Source organism: Dokdonella sp. (genome assembly GCF_019634775.1).
Lineage (GTDB): Bacteria > Pseudomonadota > Gammaproteobacteria > Xanthomonadales > Rhodanobacteraceae > Dokdonella.
The window spans coordinates 1,173,713-1,193,253 of sequence record NZ_JAHCAS010000001.1; the positions used below are offsets into that span (position 1 = coordinate 1,173,713).

At 67.2% G+C, this 19,541-nt stretch carries 13 protein-coding genes and 1 other RNA gene; 10 read left to right on the forward strand and 4 right to left on the reverse strand.

Features of this window, described 5'->3' with window-relative positions:
• The first annotated feature begins 129 nt into the window (after positions 1 to 129).
• Both KF907_RS05015 and KF907_RS05020 read left to right on the forward strand, forming a co-directional pair.
• Positions 130 to 918 (forward strand): TatD family hydrolase, encoded by a 789-nt coding sequence (locus tag KF907_RS05015; protein ID WP_291218776.1) that lies wholly within the window; start codon positions 130 to 132, stop codon positions 916 to 918.
• A gap of 223 nt (positions 919 to 1,141) precedes the next feature.
• Entirely contained in the window at positions 1,142 to 3,751 is a 2,610-nt protein-coding gene (locus KF907_RS05020; protein ID WP_291218778.1) for an immune inhibitor A domain-containing protein, read from the forward strand.
• Between the two features lie 80 nt (positions 3,752 to 3,831).
• Here the strand turns inward: KF907_RS05020 and KF907_RS05025 are convergent, their stop codons facing one another.
• Complete coding sequence (locus KF907_RS05025; protein ID WP_291218779.1) at positions 3,832 to 4,884, reverse strand: App1 family protein; 1,053 nt, start codon at positions 4,882 to 4,884, stop codon at positions 3,832 to 3,834.
• 164 nt (positions 4,885 to 5,048) lie between these two features.
• On the opposite strand from KF907_RS05025, the gene KF907_RS05030 reads away from it, so the two are divergent.
• Positions 5,049 to 5,645, forward strand: coding sequence for a C40 family peptidase (locus tag KF907_RS05030; RefSeq protein ID WP_291218780.1), 597 nt, complete (start codon positions 5,049 to 5,051; stop codon positions 5,643 to 5,645).
• Between the two features lie 56 nt (positions 5,646 to 5,701).
• Here the strand turns inward: KF907_RS05030 and pepP are convergent, their stop codons facing one another.
• The gene (gene pepP / locus KF907_RS05035; protein ID WP_291218781.1) at positions 5,702 to 7,015 is read right to left on the reverse strand and encodes a Xaa-Pro aminopeptidase; all 1,314 of its coding nucleotides are present in this window, start codon (positions 7,013 to 7,015) and stop codon (positions 5,702 to 5,704) included.
• Positions 7,016 to 7,076: 61 nt separating this feature from the next.
• Positions 7,077 to 7,658 carry a UPF0149 family protein gene (locus KF907_RS05040; protein WP_291218783.1) on the reverse strand — a complete coding sequence of 194 codons (582 nt, stop codon included), beginning with the start codon at positions 7,656 to 7,658 and terminating at the stop codon, positions 7,077 to 7,079.
• A gap of 213 nt (positions 7,659 to 7,871) precedes the next feature.
• On the opposite strand from KF907_RS05040, the gene KF907_RS05045 reads away from it, so the two are divergent.
• From KF907_RS05045 to rpiA, 7 genes are all read left to right on the forward strand, one after another.
• The gene (locus KF907_RS05045) at positions 7,872 to 12,383 is read left to right on the forward strand and encodes an EAL domain-containing protein (RefSeq protein WP_291218784.1); all 4,512 of its coding nucleotides are present in this window, start codon (positions 7,872 to 7,874) and stop codon (positions 12,381 to 12,383) included.
• Positions 12,384 to 12,411: 28 nt separating this feature from the next.
• Positions 12,412 to 12,642 (forward strand): TIGR02449 family protein, encoded by a 231-nt coding sequence (locus tag KF907_RS05050; protein WP_291218785.1) that lies wholly within the window; start codon positions 12,412 to 12,414, stop codon positions 12,640 to 12,642.
• Positions 12,639 to 12,941, forward strand: coding sequence for a cell division protein ZapA (locus KF907_RS05055; protein WP_291218787.1), 303 nt, complete (start codon positions 12,639 to 12,641; stop codon positions 12,939 to 12,941). The genes KF907_RS05050 and KF907_RS05055 overlap by 4 nt, the downstream gene beginning before the upstream one ends.
• Positions 12,942 to 12,948: 7 nt before the next feature.
• Positions 12,949 to 13,136: non-coding RNA, 6S RNA (gene ssrS, locus KF907_RS05060), on the forward strand.
• 27 nt (positions 13,137 to 13,163) lie between these two features.
• Positions 13,164 to 13,787, forward strand: coding sequence for a 5-formyltetrahydrofolate cyclo-ligase (locus KF907_RS05065; protein ID WP_291218788.1), 624 nt, complete (start codon positions 13,164 to 13,166; stop codon positions 13,785 to 13,787).
• Positions 13,784 to 14,257: an EVE domain-containing protein gene (locus KF907_RS05070; protein ID WP_291218789.1), complete on the forward strand. Its 474-nt coding sequence runs from the start codon at positions 13,784 to 13,786 to the stop codon at positions 14,255 to 14,257. The genes KF907_RS05065 and KF907_RS05070 overlap by 4 nt, the downstream gene beginning before the upstream one ends.
• Positions 14,254 to 14,892, forward strand: a complete 639-nt coding sequence (gene rpiA / locus KF907_RS05075; RefSeq protein ID WP_291218790.1) for a ribose-5-phosphate isomerase RpiA — start codon at positions 14,254 to 14,256, stop codon at positions 14,890 to 14,892. Before KF907_RS05070 ends, rpiA begins: the two co-directional genes overlap by 4 nt.
• Positions 14,893 to 14,975: 83 nt before the next feature.
• Here rpiA and KF907_RS05080 read toward each other — a convergent pair whose 3' ends face one another.
• Positions 14,976 to 19,418 carry a DEAD/DEAH box helicase gene (locus KF907_RS05080; protein ID WP_291218791.1) on the reverse strand — a complete coding sequence of 1,481 codons (4,443 nt, stop codon included), beginning with the start codon at positions 19,416 to 19,418 and terminating at the stop codon, positions 14,976 to 14,978.
• Between the last annotated feature and the right edge of the window lie 123 nt (positions 19,419 to 19,541).

Here is a 19,541-nt window from a genome sequence, read left to right on the forward strand (position 1 = left end):
AATCGTGCATTCTATGTGGCAGAGAATGCCGGGAATGGGCAATCGGGAATGGTGAATGGTCAAGAGCAGGACTCCTGATCCGATCATTCCCGTTGCCCATTCCCCGACGACATCCTGGAGTCACCACGCATGCACCTGATCGACATCGGCGCCAACCTCACCCACGAATCGTTCCGGCCCGATTTCGATGCCGTGCTGGCGCGTGCCCGGGCGCATGGTGTCGCCACGATGGTGGTGACCGGCGCAAGCGCCGGCGGCAGTCGCGCCGCCCTGCATCTGGCGAGGACGCATCCTGACCTGCTGCATGCCACCGCCGGCGTGCATCCGCACCATGCGATCGACTACGACGACGCCACCGACGCCCTGCTGCGCGAGCTCGTCGCCGACGAGCGCATCAAGGCGGTCGGCGAGACCGGCCTCGACTACCACCGCAACTACTCGCCGCAGGTCGCGCAGATCGAGGCTTTCGAACGCCAGCTCGCGATTGCGGCTGATTGCGGCAAGCCATTGTTCCTGCACCAGCGTGACGCACATGCCGACTTCATGGCGACGATGCGGCAGTTCAGCGGCCGCATCGGCAAGGCTGTCGTGCATTGCTTCACCGGCACCCGCGAGGAGCTGCATGACTACCTCGACGCCGGCTGGCACATCGGCATCACCGGTTGGCTCTGCGACGAGCGTCGCGGCACCCACCTGCGTGAACTCGTGCGCGACATCCCGGCCGATCGCCTGATGATCGAAACCGATGCTCCCTACCTGCTTCCACGCAGCGTACGTCCGCCGCCCTCGCACCGCCGCAACGAGCCGATGTACCTGCGTCACATCGTCGAGGAGCTCGCACGTGACCGTGGCGAGCCGGTCGAGGCCACCGCGGCGGCGACCACGGCGACCGCGCGCGCCTTCTTCGGTATCACCTGAGCTGCATTGCCGGCCTGCGGCATTTCGTCTACGCGTTCACGCGATGGTGCGCAGGTGATCGCATCGGCGCGATTGTGCTGGCATGCTCGGGGTGCCGTCGGCGGCAAGGCCTCCTTCGGTACCTGGCAGTTCCGCATGCAGGGGTACGACGAGGCCAGTCGGCTGCGGAGCACGCCCATCCCGGTGGCGATCACGGCCTTGGTCGCGCAAAGGAAAGGACCGCATGAAACCAATCCGTCATCGCCGCCCAGCGGCAATGCTGCTGGCCATCGCCATCGGCACAATCTCCGTCGGCGCGTCGGCGCAGCCGGAAAAACGCGACCCTGCTGCCGAGTTCAGGGTCGAGCGCGCGGTCGATGGCGCACAGACGCTGGTTGGGCCACCCTTGCCGGTCGGCGAACTGATCGCGCGCCACCTGCAGGACTGGAAACCCGGCGAGCCGCTGCGCTTTGCCGAACCGTTCGCGGTATCGATCGATCCGGCCAAGGCGGGCCGCTGGACTTCGGCGGCCGATGGCATCGACTCCTGGGAGCTGCGCATCCGCGTCCCTGGCGCGGTGTCACTGAACCTCGGCTTCAAGCGCTATGCCATGCCCAAGGGCGGCAGCCTGACGATCCACAACGCCGACCGCTCCGCGCACATCCGTCCGTTCACCGAGGTCGACAATCGCGAGCACCTCGAGCTGTGGACACCACTCCTCGAAGGCGAGGAGGTCGTGCTCACGGTGTCCGTGCCGAAGGAGCGCCGCGACTCGCTGCAGCTCGAACTTGGTTCGGTCAATGCGGGCTTCACCGATTTCAACAATCCACTGGCCATCCGCTCCGGTTCCTGCAACATCGATGTGGTCTGTCCGCAAGGCGATGGCTGGCGCGACCAGATCCGTTCGGTCGGTGCCTACTCGATCAGCGGCGTCGACTATTGCTCGGGTGCCCTCGTCAACAACGTGCGCGGCGATCGCAAGTCGTACTTCCTGACCGCCAATCACTGCTCGATCTCGTCCGGCAACCAGAACTCGGTCGTGATCTACTGGAACTACCAGAACTCGACCTGCCGTCCACCCGGCTCCTCGGCCAGCGGCAGCGCCGGTGACGGCAGTCGCGCACAGTTCAGCAGTGGCGTCACCCTGCGCGCCAACAGTGCGGCCTCGGACTTCGCCCTGGTCGAGACCCAGACACCGGTCGATCCGGCCTTCAACCTGTACTGGTCGGGTCTCGACGCGACGACCACGCTGCCCACCAGTACCGTCGGCATCCACCATCCGAGAGTCGAGGAGAAGCGCATCAGCTTCGCCCACGACCCGCTGACCGTGACCAGCTATCTCGGCACGACCTCGCCCGGCAACGGCACGCACCTGCGCGTGTTCACCTGGCAGGGAGGCACGACCGAGGGCGGCTCGTCGGGCTCGCCGATCTACAACCCGGCCAACAAGCGCATCGTCGGCCAGCTCCACGGCGGCTATGCCTCATGCACGGATACGCGCTCGGACTGGTATGGCTGGACCAATATCTCGTGGAACGGTGGCGGCAGCGCATCCAGCCAGCTCAAGGCCTGGCTCGACCCCGACGACACCGGCACGAACAGCTTCGACGGCCGGGGCCTGGCGCCGTTCACGCTCGCCGTCGACCCGGCCAGCATCGGCATCTGCGCATCGGCCGGCAGCGCGACGATCGACATCGATGTCGGCGCCGAGACCGGTTTCAGCGGCGCGGTCACTCTCGCGGCCAGCGGAGCACCAACCGGCAGCACGGTTGCCTTCTCGACCAATCCGGTCACCGCGCCCGGTAGTTCCGTGCTGACGGTGGGCAATCTCGCCTCGGCGCAGGCGGGCAACCATGCGCTGCTCATTACTGGCAGTGCCGGCGGCGACAGCCTGCAGAAAATCGTGCCGTTCGGCCTCAGCGTGGTCGCACCGGGTGCAGCGACGCCGAGCCTGCCGGCAAATGGCGCGGTCGGCATCGGCTACACGCCGACCCTGAGCTGGAGTGCCGGCAGCGATGCCCAGGAATATCGCCTCGAGGTGTCGACCGACCCGTTCTTCGCCACTACCCTGATCGACCAGCTCGTCACTGGCACCAGCTACACGGTCAGCACGCCATTGGCGGCCAACACCGTGCACTACTGGCGGGTCACCCCCGGCAACTTCTGCGGCACGGCACCCACCTCGGCCGAGTGGAGCTTCAAGACCGCGGTTGCCCCGGGCCAGTGCGACGACAGCCAGGCCGCGATCACGCTGTTCAGCGACGATGTCGAAGGCGGCGACAACGGTTGGACCACGACAGGCAGTGTCGGCGCGCAGACCTGGACACGCAGCCTCGCGCGACCGAATTCGGGCACTTATGCCTGGTATGCCGAGAACATCGCCGCGGCCAGCGACCAACGCCTGATATCGCCGGCGATCATTCTGCCGGGCGACCAGAACCCGCTCACCCTGAGCTTCCACAACTGGCGCCATATCGAGCGCAGCGGCAACACGGCCTGCTATGACGGCGGCATCCTCGAAGTATCGACCGATGGTGGTGCCAGCTTCACGCAAGTGCCGGCGGCGAACATCATCGGCGGCGCTTCCTACCGTGGCCCGATCAGCTCCTCGTTCGGCAACCCGCTGGCTGGCGCGCCGGCCTGGTGCGACGATCCTGCCCTGCCGTACTCGGCTGGTCCCGTACTGGTCGACCTCGGTCCGTATGCCGGGCAGACCATCAATCTGCGCTTCCGTCTGGGCACCGACAGCTCGGTGGCAAAGGAAGGCTGGTATGTCGACGACATCACGGTGAATGCCTGCGCGACGTTGACCGACGAGATCTTCGCCGACGGGTTCGACCCGGTCGATCCGTAATCGACAGCTTGCCTCATGGACCGGAGAAGGGGTGCCTCGGCACCCCTTCTTCGTTGTGTCGACCGGCGTGCCCCCGTGAATCAATCGGCAGCGGCTTCGATCCGCCATTCGTCGGCAGTGGTGAACACCTGCCACAGGTCGCGATCGAGGCCGGCGAAGGTCGTCCGGTAGCGTTCGGCATCGGCACCCTCGCCGCTGACATCGCGGATTGCGATGGCGGCGATCTGTTGTGCATGTGCACGCGCGAGATCCGCGTAGATTTCCGGATCCGCCTCCCCCGAATCGCCGACCAACACGAAGCGCCTGCGCGGGAAGTCACGCAGCAGGGATTCGATGGCCGCATGCTTGTGCGCGCGCGAATCACTGCGCCACAGGCGGGTCAGTGACGTCGTCTCGCGCAGGTGCAGGCTGCCGACCGGAAATCCTGCTTCGGCGAGAAACGTGTCGAGCGCAGGCAACAACTGCAACGGGCTCGCCGAGACATAGTGGAAGCGTGTCGATGGCGTCGCGGCCAGTTCGCGGTAGCGCGCGGCCATGCCGGGCGCGGCAATGAACCGGCGCAGAAAGGTGTTGAGCAGCAGTTCACGGCGATCGCGCACCTGCGAGTGCTTGATCGTGTCGTCGATGTCGGAGACGATCGAAAGGCCTTCTGCCGGCACGTGCAGGACACGGCCCGCGAGCCGACGCGCATCGCCCGGCGGCATGAGAACCTCGTACTCGATCCGCCCCCGCGCATCGACGAGCGCGGCGTCGATCTCGACCTCGGCGCGACTGCGCCCATCGCCGCGCGTGCGCGGCAACGTCGCTTCGCGACCATCGGCGAAGCCCACCCGCAGCACCTTGCCGCGTTCGGAATCGACGCGGAACAACTGCGTGCGCGCGGTGAAGCGTGCGCGCTCCTCGGCGGGAAGCTCGTCAAGGTCGAGGGCGAGGTAGCGCGCGAACAGGGCCATCGCGCCACGCCGCGGCTCGTGCTCGTGTACCCAGGCATCGACCGGCACGATGATGCGACCGTCACCCGCATCACGCGCGACCGTCGGCACCAACAGCACTTCCTCGTCGAGCTTGAGCGGAGCGGCGCACAGCGGCGTGGCCAACGCCAGCAGGCCAACGAAAGCGATAATGCGGGTCACGGCCGGATGTCCAAGGCTGGGGTGATGCCCGACAACGGGATGGATCAGGGCGAGTCTAACGAGTTTTGAACAATCGCCGGGGGCGTGGCCATTACATTCGCCGCGCCCGCGGCCCGCCGCCCGGGCAGTGCCCGATTGTTCGACCCGACCCGTGAGGCCCAAGCATGCCGACACGCCGCCTTGCCACGATCATCGCCATTGTTTTCGTCGCGGCTTCCGGCCTCGCTTGGGCTTCCAGCGTGCGTGCGCTCGAGGCGTTGGCGGAGTGGCGCGTCGATCCAGGCATTGCCGGTGTGGTCGCGCCGATTCCGCAGATCGCCGACGATGCGTTGCCTTCGTTCGCGCCGCGCGCGCTGATCACCAGCTTGGCCAAGGGGCTGCGCGACATCCGCTACCGCCGAGGCGGACGCGAACCGTCGACCGGGTTCGATTGCAGTGGCTTCGTGCGTTATGTGTTCCAGCAGGGCCTCGACGTCGAGTTGCCGGCGAGCTCGGCGGCGCAGTTCCAGGCAGGCCGCAAGGTCGACCGCGACAGGCTTGTCGAGGGCGATCTGGTGTTTTTCCGCACCGAGGGCAAGCGCGTCTCGCATGTCGGCATCTACCTGGGCGATGGTCGCTTCATCCATGCGCCATCGAGCGGCAAGCGGGTCAGCGTGAGCAGCCTGGCCGAGCGCTACTGGGCGAGGCGGTACGCGGGCGCGAAGCGACCGGAAGTGCTTGTCGGCGCCGACATCGAGGATGAGCTGAACGTACGGGGGTGACCGCGCGCTGATTCGTGGTCAGGGCATCCCGGGGGCTATCGTTCACGCAGCGCGAATCACGGCCTTCCTGCCATCAGCGCTTCGATCTCGTCCGGATCGCGCGGTACCGCCCCGGTCAGCACCTCCGGGTCGCCGTGGGTGACGACGACGTCGTCCTCGATGCGGATGCCGATGCCACGCCAACGCGCGGGCACCTGCTTGAGGTCGGGGGCGATGTAGATGCCGGGCTCGACCGTGACGACCATGCCGGGCTCGAGCAGGCGGAACTCGCCGTCGATCCGGTAGTCGCCGACATCGTGCACGTCGAGGCCGAGCCAGTGGCCTGTCTTGTGCATGTAGAAACTCCGGTAGCTGTGTTCGCGCAGCACCTTGTCGAGGGGGCCCTTGAGCAGGCCGAGCGCGATCAGGCCCTTGGCGATCACGCGCACCGCAGCCTCGTGGTAGGCATCGAAGGCGTGGCCGGGACGCACCGCCGCGATCGCCGCATCCTGCGCGGCGAGCACGATGTCATACAGCGCGCGTTGCTCGGGTGAGAAGCGGCCATTGACCGGCCAGGTGCGCGTGATGTCGGAGGCGTAGCAGGCGTATTCGGCGCCGGCGTCGACCAACAGCAAGTCGCCGTCCCTGAGTTGCGCATTGTTGGCGCGATAGTGCAGCACGCAGGCGTTGGCCCCGCCGCCGACGATCGGCTCGTAGCTCGGCACGGCGCCGTGGCGGCGGAACGTATGCAGCAGTTCGGCCTCGATCTCGTGTTCGTTGAGGCCGGGCCGCGTCACCTGCATCGCTCGCACATGCGCTTCGGCGGCGATCTTCGCGGAGCGGCGCATCAGGCGCAGTTCGGCCGGCGACTTGTACAGGCGCAGGTCGTGCAGCAGGTGTGACAAAGCAACGAATTCGTGCGGCGGCTTTGCGCCTTGGCGCACCATCGCGCGCACACGGTTGACCCAGCCGATCAGCTTGAGGTCGAAATCGGTATCGCGGCCGAAGTGGTAGTAGACGCGCGAGCGTCCTTCGATCATCCCGGGCAGGATGTCGTCGATGTCGGCGATCGGGAAGGCGTCGTCGAACCCGTATCGTTCGACTGCGCCTTCCGGGCCGGCGCGCGTACCGTCCCAGCGTTCGCGCTCGGGGTCGCGTTCGCGGCAGAACAGGATGGCCTCGCCTTGCTCCCGGCCGGGGATCAGGGCGAGCACGGCCTCGGCTTCGGGGAAGCCGGTGAGGTAGTGGAAGTCGCTGTCCTGCCGGTACGGATAGTGTGCGTCGTTGCTGCGCACGCGCTCCGGTGCGGCCGGCACAACGACGATGGCATCGCGGCCGGCCATACGCATGAGCTGGCGGCGACGGCGGGTGAATTCCCTGGCCTGGATCATCGGATGCGGAGACGTACGGCGTACCGGGCGCGGCACCGGCATTCTATCGACATCGCGCGCATCAATGCAGGCGCCTGCTGCTGGCCGCGGTGACGCCGCCACGTAGTGGTTCGCGCAGTTCGGCGTGCAGCAGCAGCACGCCGACGCGCACGAATTCGAGCACTTCGATCAGGGCCGCCTCGTCGCCCTCGCTGCCGTCGTAGTCGAAACGCGATGCGGCGATCGTGCCGAGGTCGCGCAGGATTTCGCTGGCATTGTCCGACAGGGATCGCGTTGCAGTCGCACCGGCGAGGCCGATGCCGCCAAGGAAGCCACGGCACCACTCGACCAGCGCATCGCCGCGTTCGCTGAGCGGACGCTCGTCAGCGGGCAACAGGGGTTCGAAGGCGAATTCATCGTCCTCGAGTTGCTGGCGGCACAGGTGGTAAAGGCGTCCGACGATGGGGTTGCCGTTCCAGCCATCGCCGTTCGGATCGAGTTCGAGTGCTTCCGGCCAGGCGCTGGCGCCGGCATCGCCTCCAGCGCACAGATAGCCAGTCAGCGAGCCGTGCAGGTCGCTGGCGCCAACACCGATGCGCAGGCGGGTGATCGTTTCGCCGAGTTCGTCGTGGGTCAGGTGTTCGGGCATGGAGTGTGAGCGCAAGGGCCGAGCGGATTCTGGCACATCGCGATGCAGCGATGGCGACCGAGCCGACCCGTGCCAAGGTCCTGGATGTGCGCCAGTGTGGGCGGCGGTGCCGTTGCGGGACGGATCGGACCATCCCTAAACTCGGAGGCGGGCGCGTGGGCGTCTTTCGGAGCAGGGGAAGCGCGCGCTGACATGAGCGACGGGCGGTGGCTACGGGGGGTGTGGCTCGTGTCGGCGCGATGGCTGCGCTGGTTCGGTTGCGTGCTGCTCGCCAGTGCAACCCTGCCGCTTGCCGCCCACGAGCGCGCATATTACTTCGACCGACTCGGCCAGGAATCGGGCCTGCTGCAGAACTCGATACGCGCCATCCATCAGGACCGCACCGGCTTCCTCTGGGTCAGCACGCAAGGCGCACTGCACCAGTACGACGGCTATCGCTTCCGCCGCTTCGAGCACGACGTCAACCGTACCGATAGCCTGCCGCACAGCATCATCGTCGCTATCGACGAGGATGCCGATGGTCGTGTGTGGGTCGGCACGTACTCGGCCGGAGTGGCGCAATTCGATCCGCGCAGCGGCCGTTTCGAGCGGTTCAGCCTGGCCGACGGCGAGCCCTCGCGCAACGAACGCGAGTCCGTGATGGCGGTCGATTTCGAACCGGGACGCGGGCTGTGGATCGGCAGTAGTGGCGGACTGGAGCTGCTCGACCCGGCCAGCGCGACGCGCTCGCGGATCGAGCTGCGTGCGGACATTGCCGTGCGGGCGTTGTTGCGCACCTCAGACGGCAATCTGTGGGTCGGCAGCTCCGATGGCTTGTGGCGTGTAGGCAAGGGCGAAACGCGTGCCGAGCGCGTTGGCAAGGGCATGATCGGTTTGGTCAATGCCTTGACCGTCGGACACGACCAGGTGCCGTATGTGGCGACGCCGGATGCGGTGTACAGGGTCGACACCAACGGTGCGGTTCGTCGGGTCTGGATGAACAGGGGCAAGGCACGCATCACCGCACTTGCCGAGGACCGGCTGGAGCGCCTGTGGGTTGGTACCGCCGGTGAAGGCCTCGTCGTGCTCGACCCGAATCGCCCCGGCGAGTACCGCATACGCTCCAGCCGCTATCTCGCCGGCAGCTTGCAGCAAGACGATGTGACCACGCTGTTCGTCGACAACTCCGGCCTGCTCTGGGTCGGCACCGACTCGCTTGGCATCAGTCGGGTCGACCCGGCCGGCGCCACGTTCCGCTATGTCGTCGACACCAATCCCGCGCGTACATCGGCGGCCTCGAACAATGTGCGTGCGATCGTGGAGGACGGCGAGGGGCATCTCTGGCTCGCCACCGACGGTGACGGGATCAAGCGCTACGACCGACGCCGGCATGAGTTCAAGTACTTCGACGAGCCGGTTGCGCACGCTTTCGGGCTCGCGCCCGACGTCGCTCAGTCGATCGAAGCCCTGGTGCTGATGCCGGGCAACCGCATCGGTTTTGCCGGTGCCATGGGCGTCGGCCTGCTCGATCCGGCGCGTGGCACGGTGGAAGTGCTGCCGGACGAGTTCGGCGACGAATCGATGGCCGGCGGTCGACCGCGCCGCGCGCTCCTGCTCGCCCGCGACGGCAGCCTGTGGCTCGCCACCAACGACCATGGCGTGGTGCGCTATGCCGCCGGAAGCCGTGCGGCGACCCGTTGGCGCCATCGCGATGGCGACCCGACCAGCCTCAGCCACGACCGCGTGCTCTCGTTGTTCGAGGACAGCCAGGGGCGCATTTGGGCGGGCAGCGCAGGCGGCCTGAACATCATCGATCCGGTGAGTGGCAGAGTGCGCGTGCTGCGCAACATTCCCGGCGACCCGCATTCGCTGAGCAGCGATATCGTGCGTAGCGTGCACGAGACTGCCGACGGCAGCTTCTGGGTCGGCACGCACAGTGGACTCAATCACCTCGCTGGCCTGACCGACGAAGCACCACGTTTCACTCGCTTCCTGCCCGCCGATGGCCTGCCGGATGCGACCATCTACGGCATTCTCGAGGACGCGATGGGGCGGCTCTGGCTGAGCTCGAATCGCGGCATCGCCTCGTTCGATCCGGCCAACAAGCAATTCAAGGATTTCGGTCTCAAGGATGGCCTTCAGGCCCTCGAGTTCAATGGTGCCGCAGTCCGCGCCCTGCGCAGCGGGGAGCTCGCGTTCGGCGGCATCGACGGCGTCAACCTGCTGACCCCGGGCAGGGTCGTCGCCAGCCGCTTCGTGCCGCCGGTGGTCATCACCGATGTACGGGCCGGACATGAGGGAGCGTCCAGGCGCGGCATCGACGGCACGGCCGTGCTCCGTGCGAACGATCGCAGCGTGCATTTCGAGTTCGTCGCACTCGACTTTGCCGACCCCGAACGCAACCGGTTCCGCTATCGCCTGGAAGGTTTCGACGAGCACTGGATCGATGCCGGCACTCGCCATGAGGCGACCTACACCAACCTTGATGCCGGCCGCTATCTGTTCCGCGTCAAGGCCAGCAACCACGATGGCTATTGGAACGAAGAAGGCGCCTCGGTGCCGTTGATGGTCACGCCGCCGCCATGGGCCTCCGGTCTCGCCAAGCTGACCTATGCCGTCGCCGCGATGCTGGTGTGCCTGCTGGGCTGGGCGGTGCTGCGCCGCCGTCGTGCCGACCGGGAACACCACCACCGTGAACTCCAGGAGAGCGAGAACCGCTTGCGCCTGGCCCTTTGGGGATCCGGCGACCGATTCTGGGATCTCGACATGGACAGCGGCGCGCTGACAGTCCTGAACGCCGACGTGACGCGTGGCTCCCAGCGTGAACAGAAGTTCCTGATCTACGATTGGCTGCGCACGTACGTGCATGCGGACGACCAGCGCGCGATGGCGCAGCGTCTCGATGACCACATCACTGGACGCACCGCGCTGTACGAATCCGAGTTGCGCTTGCGCATCGGAAGCGACGAATGGATCTGGATGCTCGTGCGCGGCAAGATCGTCGACCGCTCCGAGGCCGGGCGGCCGCTGCGCATCTGCGGCACTGCACGCAACATCACCTCCTCGCGCGAGGCCGAGCGTGAGCGTCGCATCGCCCAGGAAGTCATCCGCAGTATCGGCGAGGCGGTCACCGTCACCGATCTCGAGTTCCGTTTCATTTCGGTCAACCCAGCCTTCACCGCGATGACCGGCTGGAGCGAGGAGGAAGTGCGCGGCCGCTCGGCTGCCCTGCTCAACTGCGCGCAGCACTCACCCGAGCATTACCAGGCCCTGCGCGACGCGATCCTGCGCGAAGGCCACTGGCGTGGCGAGCTGTGGCAGCGGCGCAAGGATGGTGAGGAATTCCTGTCCTGGCTGCAGACCACCGAAGTACGCGACGCACATGGCAACCGCACGCATTTCGTGCAGGTGCTGACCGACATCACCGAGCGCAAGCGCAACGAGCAGGAACTGCGCTACCTGGCCAACTATGACACCCTGACCGGCCTGCCCAACCGTACCCTGCTGGCCGAACGCCTCGGCCACGCCGTGGTGCGCGCACGTCGCGGGGCGCGCAAGGTCGCCGTGCTGTTCCTCGATCTCGATCGCTTCAAGCATGTCAATGATTCGATGGGGCACGCCGCCGGCGACCGCATGCTCAAGGCCGCCGGCAGCCGTCTGCGCGACAGCGTGCGCGACGGCGACACCGTGGCGCGCATCGGCGGCGACGAGTTCACCGTGGTCCTCGAGGATCTGGTCGACGCCGCCGAGGCTGAACGCGTGGCGATGAAGCTGATCAGCGCTTTCGAGCGCCCGCTCGAACTCGACGACGGCCAGGACGTGACCATCTCGCCCTCGATCGGGGTGAGCCTGTACCCGGACCACGGGCAGACGCCGACCGACCTCATCAAGTACGCCGACACCGCGATGTATCAGGCCAAGGAGCGCGGGCGAAAGACCTACATGGTCTACACCGAATCGATGGATGCCGCGGCACGCCTGCGTGCGACCATGGTCGGTGCGCTGCGCCGCGCCCTCGATCGCCAGGAGTTCAGCCTCGTCTTCCAGCCCAAGCTGTCCCTGCTCGATGGCCGCATCACCGGTGTCGAGGCGCTGCTGCGCTGGCACAGCGACGAACTCGGTCAGGTCTCTCCGGCGACGTTCATCCCGATCGCCGAGGAAACCGGCATGATCATCGAGATAGGCGACTGGGTGCTGGTACAGGCCTGTGCCCAGCTCGCCGCCTGGCATCGGGCCGGCCTGCGTGACATCTCGATGTCGGTCAACGTTTCAGTGCCGCAGCTGCTGCGCGGCCAGTTGATCCAGCGTCTGTGCGACATCCTTGCCGCCAGCGACCTCGCGCCGAGCCAGCTCGAACTCGAACTGACCGAAAGCATGGTCATGGCCAATGCCGAACAGTCGATCACCACGCTGCGCCAGCTCAAGGCGGTGGGCGTGACCTTGGCCATCGACGACTTTGGCACCGGCTATTCCTCGCTCGCCTACCTCAAGCGCCTGCCGATCGATACCCTGAAGATCGACAAGGAATTCGTCGGTGACATCACCACCGACCCCGACGACGAGGCGATCACGGCGACCATCATCAACATGGCGCATTCGCTCGGCCTCAACGTCATCGCCGAGGGCGTCGAGATCGCCGAGCAGGTCGAGTACCTGCGCGAGCAAGGCTGCGACGAGATCCAGGGCCACTGGCTGGCCCGGCCGCTGTCGGCCGCCGACTGTTTCGCCTTCCTGTGCGCACGGCGCGGCATTCCTCTCTGATGGCTGGTTCCGGTATATATTCCCCGCCATGTCCGCGCCCGGTTCCGACAACCTGCCAGTCCTCGCCGAGATCAGCGAGCGCGTCGAGCGCCTGGTCGAGCTGTGCCGGCGTCTCGGCGAGGAGAACCGCAGCCTGCGCCACAGTCAGGAACAGCTCGCCAACGAGCGCGCCAGCCTGATTGCCCGCAATGAGCAGGCGCGCACACGCGTCGAGGCCATGATCAGCCGCCTGAAATCGCTGGAGCAGAACCAGGGATGAGTGAACCCGTCTCCGTCCGCATCCTCGACCGCGAGTACCTCATCGCCTGCGCGCCGGAGGAGCGGTCAAGTCTGCTCAACGCGGCGCTCTACCTCGACCGCAAGTTGCGTGAGTTGCGTGATGCCAGCGCCAACCGTGGCGGTGGACTGGACCGCATCGCCGTGCTTGCCGCCTTGAACATCGCCCACGAACTGCTCGACCTCAAGGCCAGTGTGGCCAGCGATTCGTCCTCGTTGTCGCAGCAGCTCGAACGCCTGCGTTCAAAGCTTGATGCCGGTTTGGGGCCGTCCCTACAATAGCTCCCGGTGTCCTCGGCGGTGTGCGACAGCGCATTCCAACATATTGCCTTGTTCCTGTAGCGACCCCGGGACCGCCTCGCGCCGGTCGGTGTGCAAGTCCGCCCCGAGCGGAAAGCCTGATGACCGCGCGTTGGCACTCCCACCTGAACCCATGGTTCAAGGTCGTTAGATGTGCATCGGCACAGCGGAGGACGCCACCCCTATTCCGAAGGCGTCGCGGGCGTGGATGACGAGCGTACGATCCTGCGCAGTGAACTGCGCGAGCGCCGCCGTCGCCTCGGTGCCGGCGAGCGCATGGCTGCGGCCGAGGGCTTGGTCCGCACGCTTGAAAACCTGCCCGAGTTCCTGACCGATCCACGCATCGCCGGTTACTGGGCGATCGACGGCGAATTGCCGCTGCACCATGTCGTCAACGCGCTGCGTGCCCGCGGCCAGCAGTTCTTCCTGCCCTGCATCAGCGCGCCCCGCCAGCTGCGTTTTGCCGCCTGGCGCCCCGGCATCGCCCTGGAGCCGAACCGCTACGGCATCCCCGAACCGTCTGGTGCCGACGTGGAAATCGTCGATGGCGGTACGCTCGACGTGGTGCTGGTGCCGCTGCTCGGGTTCGACCGTCATGGTGGTCGCCTTGGCTACGGCGGCGGCTACTACGACGCGACCTTCGCGGCGTTGCGCGAACGCAGCGAGGTCACGAGTCCCGTGCTGGTCGGCATTGGCTATGCCGCGCAGGAACTCGAACGTTTCGAGCCGACCGACTGGGACGTGCGCCTTGACTACGTCGCCACCGAACGGGAACTGATCGACTGCTGGTCGCGGGAACGCGAGCCGGCCGCCGGAAGCGGCGCATGAGCAGGCGCTATTGGCTGATGAAATCGGAGCCGGACGAGTTCTCGATCGAGAATCTCGCCAGGGTTGGCGTCGAACCCTGGAGCGGTGTGCGCAACTACCAGGCGCGAAACTACATGCGTGATGGCATGCGGATCGGCGACGGCGTGCTGTTCTACCACTCCAATTGCGACGAGCCCGGTGTCGTCGGTCTTGCCGAGGTCGCCAGCGGAGCGTATCCGGATCCGACCCAGTTCGATGCGAGCAGCGACTACCACGATCCGGCCAGCACGCGCGAAGCGCCGCGCTGGCTGCTGGTCGACGTGCGCTTCAAGCGCAGGCTCAGGCGCACGATCACGCTGGCCGAACTCAAGGCGAGTGCGGAACTCGAGGATTTCGCCCTCGTCCAGCGTGGCAACCGCCTGTCGGTCCTGCCGGTGACGAAGGCGCAATGGGACTTCATCCTGGCCCTGGAAAAGCGGAGTGCGGCATGAGCAACGAGGAAGGCAAGCGTCGAGCCGCGCGCGCGGCGATGCGCTACGTCGAGAATGGCATGATCGTCGGTGTGGGCACCGGCTCGACCGTGCGCCATTTCATCGATGCACTGGCCGAACGCCGGCATGACATCGAGGGCACGGTGTCGAGTTCGGAACAGTCCACGCGCTTGCTGAAGGAGCATGGCCTGCCTGTCCTCGACCTCAACGCAACAGGCCCGCTCGCCCTCTACGTCGACGGCGCCGACGAATGCGATCCTGCCGGTTGCCTGATCAAGGGCGGTGGCGCCGCGCTGACCCGCGAGAAGATCATCGCCGCCGCATCGAAGCGTTTCGTCTGCATCATCGACCCGGGCAAGAAGGTCGACGTGCTCGGCCGCTTTCCGTTGCCGATCGAGGTGATCCCGATGGCACGCAGCCACGTTGCCCGTGCCCTGGTCGAGATCGGCGGCCAGCCGGTATGGCGCGATGGCGTGGTCACCGACAACGGCAACTGGATCCTCGACGTGCACCACCTGCGCATCACCGACCCGGTCGCACTCGAAAGCGAGCTGAACCAGATCCCCGGCATCGTCACCGTCGGCCTGTTCGCTCGTCGGCGTGCGGATGTGGTGTTGACCGGAGAGGAAACATGATGCATCCCGGCAGGAGTCCGTTCACGGGCGATACTCCTGGTTTGTGATGCCGTCGAAACAAAGCATCGCCCGTGCACGGGCTCCTACGGCGAAGGGAGAGGAATCTCGCCCGCGCGCCGCAACAACCGATGCGTCCATTCCGCCGGCAGCAGGTGCGATTCGTCGCCGAGCGCGGCGACCTTGCCGCCCGTGAACGTCGCCACCGGCACACCGTCCTCGAACAGGATGCGCGTGCCGATCATGGCCGGGACGCGCGCACCGGGGGTGACAATGCCGGCGAGATTGAGCGGATCGGTTGCTGCAACGACCACGAGACGCCCGTTGCGTGGTTCCGCGCGAGCCTTGCGCAGCAGCGGGATTGCTTCAGGCAGGGCGAACTGTTCGCCCGAGAGTCCGTGGACGAAGCGACCGCCGCGGATCTCGCCACGCGCCTCGAGCCGCCGGTAGACACGCACCAGCTCGCGCCACGGCGGCAACCAGTCGGCTTCGCGCGCGAGCAGGCGCCAGGCGATCACCCCCCAGCGGCGCAGCAATGCACGCGCAATCGTCTCGATCGCCTCGTCGTCGGCTTCGTCTGCGCGCACGCGGGCCACGTGCGTGAGCACCCAGCGGCCGGCATCGCCGATGCCGAGCAGGCTCGCGCGACGTGCACGGCGCGCATGCGGGGAAGCGCGCCGCGAGGCCGGCACCAGCAGGGCGCGCAGGCCGGCGAAGGCATCCGAGGTCACCAGGCCGCGCGCGACCAGTTCGCCGAGTGCTTCCTCGAGTTCGGGGTCGAGCAGGCGCGTGGCCGCGGCGATCTCGTCGAAGAACGAGGCGCCCTCGCTTTGCAGGTGTTCGAGCACGGCACGTGCGCGCGATGAGGTCTGCACGGTGTCGGTGCGATGCGCACGCGAGCTCCAGGCCGATACCACGCGGCGTGGCAGCAGCACGATCGGAGTCGTCCGCACCGGCCCGGCCGCGCGCCCACGACCGGCGACTTCGGCATCGACGATGCGCGTCCACGTCGCGCGACCGCTGCGGCAGAGTTCGTCGAGCCACTCGAAACTGTAGTCGCTGATGCGCGCACCGAAGATCTCACCCTCCCATGCGCCGGCCGCCGCCTCATACCCTTCCAACTGTCCCAGCACCACCTGCAGGGACTCCGGTCCGCGCATGCGCGCATCCTCGGCCACGTGCTGCCAGGTGAACAGGAAACGCATGAAGTCGCGCGGTTCGACCGGCTCGATCTCGCGGCGCAGGCGCTTCAGCGTGTAGCGATGGATGCGCGCGAGCAGGTGGCGCTCGCACCATTCCTCGTGCGTGGCGCCTGGAGTGAAACTTCCGCGCATCACGCTGCCTTCGCGTTCGAGCGTGGCGAGGGCAAAGGCGATGTCGCCGACATCGACACCGAGCGTGTCGGCCAGTGTGGCCGCGGTGACCGGGCCGAGGGCACCGAGGCGCGCACGCGCCAGCTCGACCAGGGCATCCTCTCGCGTCCACGTCACTGCGGCGTACTCCGCCGGCGCAACGATCACGGGTTCGAGTCGGGCCTGTGCGTGGATCGTGCGCAGTACCGGCAGACGCTCGGCTGCACACCAGCACACGAGCATGGCCTGCGCCGCCATGGCGACTTCGACGCGCGTCGCCCGCGCCGCGCGCGCGAGTTGTTGCAGCCAGTGTTCCCAACCGGAGCCTGCGCTCGCTTCCTCGGCCGTGATGAAGCCGAGGCCGGTCAGCACCTCGTGCATCTCGTCGGCATCGCGCGCATCGGGCCAGGCTTCCTCGCGCACCGTATCGATCGCGGCGGCATCGAGTGCGCCGAGATCATCGGCCGTTTCCGGGTCGCTCCAACGACGCATCTGCACGGCCTGGGTGCGGCGTTCCTCCAGCGGCGCATCGTCGAGGAAGGCGTAAGGTCGCGCGGTCAGGATCTCGGCGGCGAGCGGCGAGGGCTCCGGCAGGTCGCGCGCGACGATGTCGATCGTGCCGCCTTCGAGGCCGCGCAGCACGTCGAGCCAGCCCTCGGCATCCATCGCTTCGTCCAGGCAATCGCGCAGGGTCTGCTCGACCAGCGGATGATCGGGAATCTGGCGGTCGCCGACGATGTTCTCGAGGCAGGCAACCTGGTCTGGGAACACCGAAGCGAGCAAATCCTCCGCCTTCATGCGTTGCAACTGCGGCGCGGTGCGCCGCCCGCCGCTGATGCGCGGCAGGGCCAGCGCCGTGGTTGCCGCCCAGCGCCAGCGCACGCCGAACAAGGGCGCGTCGAGCAGGGCCTGCACAAGCACATCCTTTGCCGTCGCCGAATCGAGATAACGCGAGACCTCGATCAGCGGGAAGCTGTGGCTGGTCGACAGCGACAGAATGATCGCATCCTCGGTCGCCGCCGCCTGCAGTTCGAAGTTGAAAGTACGGCAGAAGCGTTTGCGCAGGGCCAGGCCCCAGGCCTTGTTGATGCGACTGCCGAACGGCGAGTGCACGACCAGCTGGGTACCGCCCGATTCATCGAAGAAGCGTTCGAGCACGATGCGCTTCTGCGTCGGCAGGGCGCCCAGCGCGTTGCGCGCGCGTGCGAGGTAGTCGACGAGCTGTTGCGCGGCGGCTTCGTCGATGCCGACTTCGCGTACCAGCCACGCGCGTGCGGCGGCGATCCCTGCGGATGTCCCTGCAGGAGCCGGTTCATCGGCGATGCTTTTCGATGTGTCGTCCAGAAGCATCGCCCGTGAACGGGCTCCTGCGGAGGTGGCAAGGGAGGGCGCGGCCAGACGTGTCTCGATTTCCGCGCGTAGACGCGACACGCTGCCTGACAGGGCGGCACTGCGGCCCGGCGCTTCGGCGATCCAGAACGGGATGCTCGGCGGTTGACCCTCGGCGTCCTCCACGCTGAGCTTGCCGCGTTCGATGCGCAGGATGCGGTACGAGATGTTGCCGAGCTGGAAGATGTCGCCGGCCATGCTCTCGACGGCGAAATCCTCGTGTACGCTGCCGACGGGCTGGCCCTGCGGTTCGAGCACGACCGCGTAGTCGGCCGTATCGGGGATCGTGCCACCCGAGGTCAGGGCGACCAGGCGCGCATTGCGCCGGCCCTTGATGCGTCCGTGCACGGCGTCGCGGTGGACGTAGCCGGCGCGGGCACCGCGGCGGGTGGTGAAACCATCGGCGAGCATGCGTACGACCGCGTCGAAACGGGTGCGCGTGAGCGCGCGATACGGCCAGGCACGGCGGAACGCGTCGTAGAGGGCGGCCTCGTCCCACTCGCCTGCTCCGGTTTCGGCGACGATCTGCTGGGCGAGCACGTCCAGCGGCGCCTCGGGCACTTCGAGCCGGTCGAGTTCGCCGCGACGTACGGCGTCGAGCATGGCGGTGCATTCGACCAGGTCATCGCGCGAGAGCGGAAACAGGCGACCCTTGGGGATCGCCCCGATCGCATGTCCGGAACGGCCGACGCGCTGCAGGAAGGTCGCGATCGCGTGAGGCGAACCGAGCTGGCAGACCAGGTCGACGTCGCCGATGTCGATGCCGAGCTCGAGCGAGGCGGTGGCGACCAGCACCTTCAGCTCGCCGCGCTTGAGGCGTTGTTCGGCGTCGAGGCGCAGTTCCTTGGCCAACGACCCGTGGTGTGCGCCGACCTGCTCCTTGCCGAGTCGTTCGCCGAGATGGCGGGCGACGCGCTCGGTCATGCGCCGCGTGTTGGCGAACACCAGCGTCGTCGAATGTGTTTCGACGAGCTGGGCGATGCGGTCGTAGATCAATTCCCAGGCAGCGCCGGACATGACCGCCTCCAGTGGCACCGGCGGCATGTCCAGGGCGAGATCGCGCGTGCGTGCGTGGCCGCTGTCGATGATGGTGCAATCCGGCACGCCGTCGCGGTCGACGTGGCTGGTGCCGACGAGGAAACGTGCGACCTCGTCGATCGGTTCCTGGGTGGCCGACAGGCCGATCCGCACGAGGCGGCGCTGGCACAGCGTTTCGAGGCGTTCGAGGGTGAGGGCGAGATGACTGCCGCGCTTGTTGCCGACCAGGGCGTGGATCTCGTCGACGATGACCGTGCGGACACCGCCGAGCATGAGCCGACCCGACTCCGAGCCGAGCAGCACGTACAGCGATTCCGGCGTCGTCACCAGGATATGCGGCGGCTCCTTGAGCATGCGCTGGCGTTCCGCAGCCGGTGTGTCGCCGGTGCGCACTGCCGTGCGCAGGTCGATGTTGAGGTGGCCACGTTGCTCGAGTTCCTCGCGAATGCCGGCAAGCGGTGCCTCGAGATTGACCGCGATATCGTTCGACAGCGCCTTCAGTGGCGACACATAGACGACGAAGGTCTGCGCCGGCAGGCCGAAGCCGAGACCCTCGCGGACGAGTTCGTCGATCGTGGCGAGGAAGGCGGCCAGGGTCTTGCCCGAGCCGGTCGGCGCCGCGACCAGGGCATGCCGCCCGGCGCGGATCGCCGGCCAGGCTTCGAGCTGGGCCGGTGTGGGCGCGGCGAACGTGCGGGTGAACCAGGCAGCAACGGCCGGGTGGAAGGCAGCGAGGGCGGCAGCGTTCATGATGGCCATGCGGGCGAGACCCCCAGTTTAGGCGCAGCCGATCCATCCGCGCATGGCGAAGGACTGTGGCTGCCCGGCGTCTCGGATCCTGAGCCAGGCCGTCGTCGCGGAACTCGGAAAACC